This is a genomic window from Paenisporosarcina sp. P5_A11 (assembly GCF_056400705.1).
Genome location: NZ_JBFUKT010000018.1, coordinates 24608 through 33292, shown reverse-complemented (window position 1 = coordinate 33292; position 8685 = coordinate 24608). Strand labels below are relative to the sequence as shown.

Annotated in this window: 14 protein-coding genes; 1 reads left to right on the top strand and 13 read right to left on the bottom strand. The window is 47.0% G+C overall.

Annotated elements, in window-relative coordinates; translation table 11 throughout:
• Positions 1-223 (bottom strand): sigma factor-like helix-turn-helix DNA-binding protein (locus tag AC1DOS_RS05575; RefSeq protein WP_477536692.1); only part of this gene is annotated, 223 nt, incomplete at its 3' end.
• Positions 224-315: 92 nt separating this feature from the next.
• Between AC1DOS_RS05575 and AC1DOS_RS05570 the strand changes: the two genes are divergently transcribed.
• On the top strand, positions 316-711 hold the full coding sequence (locus tag AC1DOS_RS05570) for a hypothetical protein (protein ID WP_477536691.1): 396 nt from the start codon (positions 316-318) through the stop codon (positions 709-711).
• On the opposite strand, the gene AC1DOS_RS05565 is transcribed toward AC1DOS_RS05570, so the two are convergent.
• The 12 genes from AC1DOS_RS05565 to AC1DOS_RS05510 are packed head-to-tail and all read right to left on the bottom strand — an operon-like array spanning position 703 to position 8678.
• Positions 703-1335, bottom strand: coding sequence for a DNA cytosine methyltransferase (locus tag AC1DOS_RS05565; protein ID WP_477536690.1), 633 nt, complete (start codon positions 1333-1335; stop codon positions 703-705). The genes AC1DOS_RS05570 and AC1DOS_RS05565 overlap by 9 nt on opposite strands.
• Positions 1332-2099 carry a nucleoside/nucleotide kinase family protein gene (locus AC1DOS_RS05560; RefSeq protein WP_477536689.1) on the bottom strand — a complete coding sequence of 256 codons (768 nt, stop codon included), beginning with the start codon at positions 2097-2099 and terminating at the stop codon, positions 1332-1334. The genes AC1DOS_RS05565 and AC1DOS_RS05560 overlap by 4 nt, the downstream gene beginning before the upstream one ends.
• Positions 2100-2807, bottom strand: coding sequence for an FAD-dependent thymidylate synthase (gene thyX / locus AC1DOS_RS05555; protein WP_477536688.1), 708 nt, complete (start codon positions 2805-2807; stop codon positions 2100-2102).
• A 13-nt stretch (positions 2808-2820) separates the two neighbouring features.
• Complete coding sequence (locus tag AC1DOS_RS05550) at positions 2821-3321, bottom strand: HNH endonuclease signature motif containing protein (RefSeq protein WP_477536687.1); 501 nt, start codon at positions 3319-3321, stop codon at positions 2821-2823.
• Entirely contained in the window at positions 3311-3745 is a 435-nt protein-coding gene (locus tag AC1DOS_RS05545) for a dUTPase (protein WP_477536686.1), read from the bottom strand. Before AC1DOS_RS05545 ends, AC1DOS_RS05550 begins: the two co-directional genes overlap by 11 nt.
• Positions 3742-3954 carry a hypothetical protein gene (locus tag AC1DOS_RS05540; RefSeq protein ID WP_477536685.1) on the bottom strand — a complete coding sequence of 71 codons (213 nt, stop codon included), beginning with the start codon at positions 3952-3954 and terminating at the stop codon, positions 3742-3744. Before AC1DOS_RS05540 ends, AC1DOS_RS05545 begins: the two co-directional genes overlap by 4 nt.
• Positions 3954-4199: a hypothetical protein gene (locus tag AC1DOS_RS05535; protein ID WP_477536684.1), complete on the bottom strand. Its 246-nt coding sequence runs from the start codon at positions 4197-4199 to the stop codon at positions 3954-3956. Before AC1DOS_RS05535 ends, AC1DOS_RS05540 begins: the two co-directional genes overlap by 1 nt.
• Positions 4192-4899, bottom strand: a complete 708-nt coding sequence (locus tag AC1DOS_RS05530) for a PhoH family protein (RefSeq protein ID WP_477536683.1) — start codon at positions 4897-4899, stop codon at positions 4192-4194. The genes AC1DOS_RS05535 and AC1DOS_RS05530 overlap by 8 nt, the downstream gene beginning before the upstream one ends.
• A complete protein-coding gene (locus AC1DOS_RS05525) occupies positions 4900-5049 on the bottom strand; it encodes a hypothetical protein (protein ID WP_477536682.1) in 150 nt (49 codons plus the stop codon).
• Positions 5050-5068: 19 nt separating this feature from the next.
• The gene (locus AC1DOS_RS05520; protein WP_477536681.1) at positions 5069-6112 is read right to left on the bottom strand and encodes a ribonucleotide-diphosphate reductase subunit beta; all 1044 of its coding nucleotides are present in this window, start codon (positions 6110-6112) and stop codon (positions 5069-5071) included.
• Between the two features lie 48 nt (positions 6113-6160).
• Entirely contained in the window at positions 6161-6370 is a 210-nt protein-coding gene (locus AC1DOS_RS05515; RefSeq protein WP_477536680.1) for a hypothetical protein, read from the bottom strand.
• A 43-nt stretch (positions 6371-6413) separates the two neighbouring features.
• Positions 6414-8678 carry a ribonucleoside-diphosphate reductase subunit alpha gene (locus tag AC1DOS_RS05510; protein WP_477536679.1) on the bottom strand — a complete coding sequence of 755 codons (2265 nt, stop codon included), beginning with the start codon at positions 8676-8678 and terminating at the stop codon, positions 6414-6416.
• Between the last annotated feature and the right edge of the window lie 7 nt (positions 8679-8685).

Below are 8685 nucleotides of genomic sequence, written 5' to 3'. Positions count from 1 at the left end.
CGTCTTGACCGATACCCATCCGTTCCCCAGCGACCTTCTGCGTCAAATCCTCGATATACACAAGCCGTAATGCCTCCGCTTGCCTAGCCGTCAATGACGCTCTTTCAACGGCTATCTCGAAGTCGACAAGCGTGTCACTGGCGTTGGTGTCTCCGACGTATCTGCGTTCTTTTAATGCGTGGTAGTTACGTAATATCGCTTTAGCCTCGCTTAACTGCGTCAATTAATCGCCCACTTCCGTTTTAATAGTTGTATAAATCCGTTCACATAGCGTATACTTACGTTATAAACGTTAAATTACAGGAGGACTCCGATATGTCTAAAGTAAAACCGCAATTCAATTTAGAGCCGATTACCGACGTAGATGTCGTAGGACAGGGACGTCGTGGAGGCGTATGGGTCACGCTTGACAAGCAAGGTCGCCTCGCGTTGTCTTCCGAGTACCGCGCTAAAATCGGCATTAAAGGCTATTCCGCGCATTTATATATTGCCGTCGACCCTGCGCAAATGACGATCGCCATCGTTAAGCAGGACATCACGCGTACGGTTGCCAACGCAGCAGCGCTTAAAGTGCAGAAGGACGGCTACGTATATGCGCGTGCCGTATTTGCGAAGTTAGCGCTAAAGGCGGAAGATGGTCCGTATCGATTTACGTATCTTGGACCGATTGACCACGATGGCACGCGTTGGGACGGGTTTAAGTTAACGTGAACTAATGGCGACTATATGCTCGCAGAGGTCCGTAGGTATGCGCGATCGTTCGAGGCTGTTCTTTAAGCCTTGCGTACCTGTCTTCGACCCTCGCGGCGCTGCTTCGTGACACGGCATTCCGTTTTTGCACATCGGCCGGAAGTCAGGCGAAGGATGATTCGTCCATATATCCGTCGGTTTCATACGTGTGTCACCGTATTGGCAGTAGGTTACGGTATGACGCGGTAAGTCTTGCATGAACGTCATTTTCCGCATACCTCCGCGTGGATTCTCGATGAAGTAATACGTCGGGTCTAATTCGCGGATTAATCGCAATAAATTAGCGTTTACGCCGTCGGACAACTTCGCATAGTCGCTCTTTGGCGCTAAGTTTCCGTTTTCTTCGCGTGTTCGATGATGCGATATTGCTGCGATGGAATACGATGTGCAGTCGGGCGACGCCCATATGACGTCAGGCTTAGCGAACCGGTCGAGAATGTCCTGCGCTGTTATATTACCGATATCTACGTACCAATCGATATCCGGATGCCTTTCGTCCCACTCAACGCTGAATACTTCGTGTCCTTGCGCCTCAAACGCTTTACCGATAGACCGTGTGCCAGCGAACAATTCTAGGATCCTCATACGCTCGCCCCTTTCCGTATCTCTTCGATAAGTCCGTCGACCTTGCGCACCAATTCCGCATAATCTCCGTCATTAACTATCTCTGCGTCAACGTTAAATCCGTCAACTTCCGTTTCTGTCGGATGGCTCAACGCTTCATAATCGAATACATCACCGACTGCCTGCGCTCTTGCAATGCGGGCGCTTTCCGGTGCTACTACGCGGACAATCGTAAAACCGTTACGCCTAGCCCAATCGATTTCATTCGCTTGCCTCGCGTCTGTGATGACGATGCCTTGCGTTGTCTTACGGTCAAGCGCATATTCGACGGAACGCTCAACGTGTTTAATCCATACGCCCTCGTCGTATTCGCGCATTACGTTCATAAACTGGTAGAGCGCGCGTGGCTTCGGTGTGCGAGGTACGTCCGGGAATATATCGTGAGCGCTCGCCTTAAGCGCAGTTCCGAATGCGAACGATTGAAAGCCGTATTGCGTGACTAGGCGTGTGGCTACGGTGTCTTTACCCGAGCGCATCTTACCGACGAATGCGAGTTTTATTACGGGAGACGACGTCACAACTTCGAAGTAACTCGATAAGCTATCGTGTGAAATCGTATCCATGTTATCGTCGTCAGCATCGTCATCTACGTAGTGGTACGTGATGCGCCCGTCTGTTGTGGAACCGCCGTCTACACGACCGATTTCATATACGCTACCTCTCGTTGTTGACGTGCTGTAGTGCGCGATGCAACGGATTTTATTGCCTACGTTAAGTATCGTCATCTATTCCGCCCCTTTCGTTTTAACGAGTGCTTCCACGCTTAACGGGAAATGTTCACGAGTTAATTCGAGTACCGCCTTTGCATATTGTTGGAATTCGTACTGGCTATCGGATGCTAAACGCTGATTCAGCATGTGACAGACGGCTTGTAGTGACGCAGTGTAGCGCCATCTCACCATTAAGCCATACGCAGGTATGAATAGACGCGCCTGTTCGGGTGCAATTCCGGCAGCTAACGCTTCTTCGTAAAGTCGTTCGCCTGCCTCCTGCATTATGCGTAGTTGCTTAGTCCATCGCATACCTTCTTCGGCTGTCAATGGTGCGCCCGATCCTTGCTTCGAGTTAGCCGGTTTGCTACGCCATTCTTCTGCGTTAGGTAAGTAATATTCCGTTTGTTCCGTAATGTATCTGCGAGATGATTCCGACCATGGCGTACCGTCTTCGATGTGCGCTGAATCAATTGCATATCGCCACCATTGACGGGCTATTACGAGTGGGGCGAATACTTCGAATTGTAGCCGTGGGTGTCTGAATGGCGCTAAATGACCCTCGCGGGCTAAGAACGCTATCAGTCGTTTATCTCCGTCTGTCAATTCCGATGATCCCTTGTCATACGAAGCACGGGCGTTATTTACGACCGATAAGTCGTCACCCATTACGTCTAGCAAGCGTACATATCCGTTATTTAATACCGTTATCTTTTCCGTCAATTATTCGTCCTCCTTATAGGTGCTTCCAACTGTCTTTATTTCGGATGTAATAGACATGGGTGGTTGATATTCCGAAATCTTTTGCAACGAACTTAGCTAGTCTTTCATCTTCTCTAATTAATAAAACTTGTTCAGAAGTGAGTTTCGTATTACCGTTAGTCGCACCTCTAGCCTGTCGGCCTTTCGAAGTTCTATCATCGGTATTATCTTGTACTGTTCCGATAGAAAGGTGTTTAGGGTTAATACAAGATGGATTGTCGCACGAATGTCGGACAACATGACCTTCCAGTATTTCTCCGACGCATTGTTCGTAAACTTTTCTATGAAGGTAAACCATTTTCTTTTTACCTCCCACTCTTCGGCAAACGCGAGTATATCCATCTTGGTCTTTTGAATGGGATATGACTTCATGGCATCCTTTTTCCGACACAAGATAAAGTATAGGTTTTAAGGGTCCTCCGCGTGGCAGACGTTCGTAGTTCTCCTTGAACTCGAAAGTGTTGTTATTCGACAATGTATCCCTCCTTATCGCTCTCACCGTTCTGCCTAGCGTGATTCTCCGCGTTCTTCTCCATATACAATCGGTGAATATCCGCAGGCGACATCCCGACTTCGCGTGACAACGATAATAGGAAATGCCACATATCGATTACCTCGCCTTGCAACGCATCCTTATCGATTTCCTTCGGATTCTTCCACCATTTCCAGTTAACTTCGCGTCTGATTTCGTCAATCTCCGATTCCATCGCGATAGTCAATCCGACTACCCATTCGTCAACCGTCTTATCTACGCGTCTTTCGTTAATGATCCGGYAATCGAGGTCTAGTTGCATTTCGTACATTTCCGTTAGGATATCCGCCTGCATCGGCGGAACCCCTTTCGGCATTGCCTTAAAGAAGCGTTTCAATTCGATGTCGTGTTCGTTTACGTTATTCATTCGTCGTCCTCCTTCGGGATTTTAGCTGCTAATCGGTTGTATGCGAGCAATGTTTCGCGAATGGCGTGTGTGTAATCGGCTTGTAATACGTGATTACCGCCTAGCCCACTTTGCGACTGCTTTCGTAATTCATCGGCAATTCGTTCTAACGCGTTCATTTCGTTAATCGTGTGACCGTTTGGTCCGTATGTGCCGTGTTCATATCGCATTATTCGTCGTCCTCCGTTTCATCTTCCGGGTAATACTCTTCGTCATCGTCTTCGTCGTATTCGCTATTGTCCGGTACAAATCCGATTACATTCGTTTCCATAAACTGCTCGCCATGCGGATTGACCATCAGTTGCAAATCGAGGTCGCCATCGCCTACTGACGCGAGAAAGGCGTTTAACTTACCGCCTACGCCTTCTAATTCGTCGATGTGGTTAACGTTTATTCCGACCGTGTATTTACGCATTGGCATTAACCTCCTCAATCGTATGTTTTACGCGGTCGCCGTGGTTCGACCATTCTCCGCGATAGTTTGTTACGAGTTTATGGAACGTCGCCTTTTCGCCTTCGTAATGGCGCATGTATATTTCGAACGGTGTAAGTCCGCCGTATCGTTTCAGACGGTCATCATCGATTTGCAGCAGTGATCCGATAGTTACGACCTTGCACGTATTAGTTACGCGAGTGTATATCGTCTGCAATTCCGTAAGCGACATCGATTGAGCTTCGTCCAAGATAATGAACGCTTTGTCGTACGTGACGCCTCGCTCAAATGTCGGTGTAATTGCGAATGCTCTTTCGTCCATCGCTAACTTCTCGAATGTGCCGGGCTTTACGTAGTCGAGCGCTTTAATGAATGGCGACATGTGCGGGTCAGTTTTTTCTTTACCATCACCGGGTAGGAACCCGATATTCTTGCCGACGACTTCCGTGTTTCGGATATAGATAATGCGGTCGTATTCGCCTTTTTCAACGGCATAAGCACCGGCAAGTACCGCGAGCATTGTCTTACCAGTTCCGGCTGGGCTTTCGCAGAACACGCCTTGAACGATAGCAGGCGGAGTCCATAGCGACTGCATATACGCATATTGATGTTTGTCGCCTAATACGTCAAAGCCGCGTTCCTCTAACCATCTCCAACGGATATCCTCGTATTTCTTCGCCATTTAATCGTCCTCCCCTTCGAATGGTTTATATGGAAATACGTCTTCACTCGGTACGCCTTTCGCTTGCCAAACGGTGACTACAGGCGGTGCATGTTTCCGCTCGTAGCCCGTCAGTAATGCGCTTGTGATATCGGGGTGTTCTACGTTCATTAGCGTCGACCTCCGTTTCTTATAAATCGTCGAATCCGTTATCCTGTACGTTAACCTTTACGTATTGACGCGACTTCTGTTCGAAGAAATCGGATTTACCGAGGTCGACTTCCTCATACGCTCGTATCCACTTCATCGGATTCTTCCGTGGTGCGTCAGGGAACGCTGAATGTCCGTAGCCTAGCTGATTGCATCGTACGTTAGCGTAGAATTTAACGTACTGCTCAAGATCGTCCATCGATATACCGTCGATTTTGTCTCCGATTATTGAGCGACCCCAATCGATTTCTAATTCGGCAGCCTTGCGGAAAGTCTCGACTGTGAATTGGCGTAGTGAATCCGTGTCGTACTCGGGATTCTCCGCTAATACTTGACGGAATATCTTAACGAATAAATCGACGTGTAACTGTTCGTCACGGTTGATAAAATTTATCATCGTAGAGGTAGCGACCATCTTCTGATTACGCGCTAAGTTGTAGAAGAACGCGAATCCGCTGTAGAAGAATAATCCTTCGAGAATAACGTCATATACGATTGATTCTAAGAAGTTTTTTATCGTAGGTTCTTCCGCAAATGCTCGATAGCCTTCCGTTACAAAGTCGTTTCGTTCACGCAAAGTCGGTTCTGACCGCCAGTAATCGAACACCTCGTTCTGTGTGCCACTAGGAACAAGCGACGATAATACGTATGAATACGAATGGTTATGAATAACCTCCTGTTGCGCCAATATAATCATTAACGCATTTAACGAAGAATCCGTTAGGTACTCCGCCACTTTACCTGCGTAGTCACTCTGAATCGAGTCAAGTAACGCAAGTAGTCCGATAATCTTTAAAAATGCGTCCTTTTCGGTATCGGTTAGCGAAGGGTACTGCTTAACATCGCCGGTCATACTAACTTCGTGAGGTACCCAAAAGTTAGCGAGCATCCGTTTATACTTCGGGTAAGCCCACGAATGCGCTACGTCATCCCAGTTCAGCACATTCGAAGATTCACCGTTGATAATTCCTGTTGAGCGGTTAGGTGCGTTTACATCCATAATCTTACGTTTGTTTATCGTCAAATCATCGTCCTCCGTTTCTTTATTGGCGCTGTATCACTGTACTGCGACTTAAAACTCACGACTTTCTTCTCTTCCTTTTTCAATAACGTCACTAATGATGTTCAGTTTTCCGTAAAGCCTCTGTTTTTCACTGTGTAGTTTTCCAATTTTTTCTTCCGCTAATTGGAGTACTTCAAGTATGTCGACAATGTCACTATCATCCATTCGTGATGCGAACTCTCCTCTTAATCTAAATTTCAAAAACTCAATTTCCTTCATTCTGCTTACCTCCTTCTACTTCGCTATATGTGTCTACTGTAGTTTACGAAGAACACCAAGAGCACTCCTCGATATCACTCGAAGTCGAACGGGTGTAATATGTCGTCTTGATACCCGATGCCCACGCGTCCATATGCAACGCTAGTAATTCTTTCGCTTGAATCTTATTTGTGACGTAGATATTAAACGATATGCCTTGGTCGATGTGGCKTTGTCGTGCTGCGTTCTGCTTAATGCTCCAGTGTTGGTCGATTAAATACGCTGACTTGTAGTAGCTGAACGTTTCCCAGTTAATATCCGGAACTGTTACCGGAATCTTATAGTCTTTCTTTTCTTCGCTGTATTCGATTTGGAATATCGGATCAATACTTGCCGTACTCCCTGCGATAGTTGCCGTTGACATATTCGGAGCAACCGCCATTAGATAGCCGTTACGAATACCGAACTCGGCTACTCGTTCCATTAATTCCGTCCAATCTTCGTCGTTTAGGTATTCGCGTTTCTCGAAGTACTCACCCGTTTGCCATTCGCTACCTTCAAACGCTGGGTACGCGCCTTTCTCTACCGCAAGTTCCATCGACGATTGAATCGTTAGGAATGCGATATGCTCGTAAAGTTCATCGGCGAACTCGACTGCCTCGTCCGATTCCCAGTGAATTCCTTTCAGCGCTAACAGGTGATGCCATCCGAATGTTCCGAGGCCAATCGCTCGATACTTCTGATTCGTTAATTGCGCCTGTTTAACTTCGATGTTATTTAAGTCGATTACGTTATCTAGCATACGAACTTGTATCGGTATCAAGCGTTCTAATACGTTATCAATTACGGCGCGCCCTAAGTTAATCGACGAAAGGTTACATACTACGAAGTCGCCCGGCGTCTTAACGGTGATAATCTTGCCGTCTTGCGTATAGATTTCGTCTACCGTTGTTGCGCTCATGTTTTGGAATATCTCCGTACATAAATTCGACGAGTAAACGATGCCTTCGTGCTTATTCGGATTCATTCGGTTCACTTCATCGCGGTAGAACATATACGGCATACCCGTTTCAAGTTGACTGCGCATAATACGTTTCATGATATCGATGGCAGCTACGCGCTCTTTCGAAATGTTTACGTTCTGTACGCACTCTTCGTATTTCTCACGGAATGTACCTTCGCCTTTAGACTCGTCGTAAAAGTCTTCCAACGAATACCCCGTCACCGTGCGGACTTCATGCGGATCGAATAAGTACCATTCGGCGCGCTTCTCGACTTGCTCCATGAATACATCCGGTAAGCATACGCCTGTGAATAAATCGTGCGTTCTCATGCGTTCGTCGCCGTTGTTCAGCCTCACGTCGAGGAAGGCGAATATGTCTTTGTGCCATACGTCTAAGTACGTTGCGATAGCGCCTTGTCGTTGTCCTAATTGGTCTACGCTGACTGCCGTATTGTTAAGTTGCTTCATCCACGGAATCACACCGCTCGATGCGCCTTTATGTCCGCGAATATCCGAGCCGCGACTACGTACCTTACCGAGATAAACGCCAATGCCTCCGCCTGCTTTCGATAAGTTCGCAACATCTGTGTTACTGTCGTTAATCGCTTGCAACGAGTCGTCTACCGTATCAATAAAGCATGACGATAGCTGACCGTAAGCCTTACCTGCGTTCGTTAGTGTCGGAGTAGCGACCGTCATGTACAGGTTACTTAGAGCCCAATACGATTCTTTTACGAATTCCATACGTTTGTCAGCCGGTTCTTTCGATTGCAAGTGCATCGCGATTATTAACCAACGTTCCTGCGGTAACTCAAACGTCTGTTTCGCTTTATCACGGGCAAGGTAACGATCGCTTAACGTTTTCAGTCCGATATACGTGAACAACTTATCGCGTTCTGAATCTATTAATCCGGCAAATTCGCGTATCTCTTCTTTCGAATATGTTTCGAGTAGATACGGAGAGTAGACACCGCCGTCAGTTAATGCCGTCAGTAGCGAATAGAAGTCGCCGTATTTCTTAGCTGCGTCATACACACGTGATTTACTCGCTTGTTTATATAACTCACGCGAATGTATATACGATGCTACGTACGTCCAGTTGGGCGAACCCATATCGATACGTTCAAGCGCTAGCATCGTTAGCAGGTGCGTGATTTGTTCCGCTTTGTATTCCGGTTTAGCGGTGATATTAGCGATTGCTTTTTCCGTATATTCTTTAACGTTTAACTTCGTATGGTTACGTGTTGCCGATTGTATGAACGCCACTAGACGTGGTTCATCGAAAGGTAATGATCGTTTCCCGTTGTTCTTCGTAATATTTGTCAAATAATCG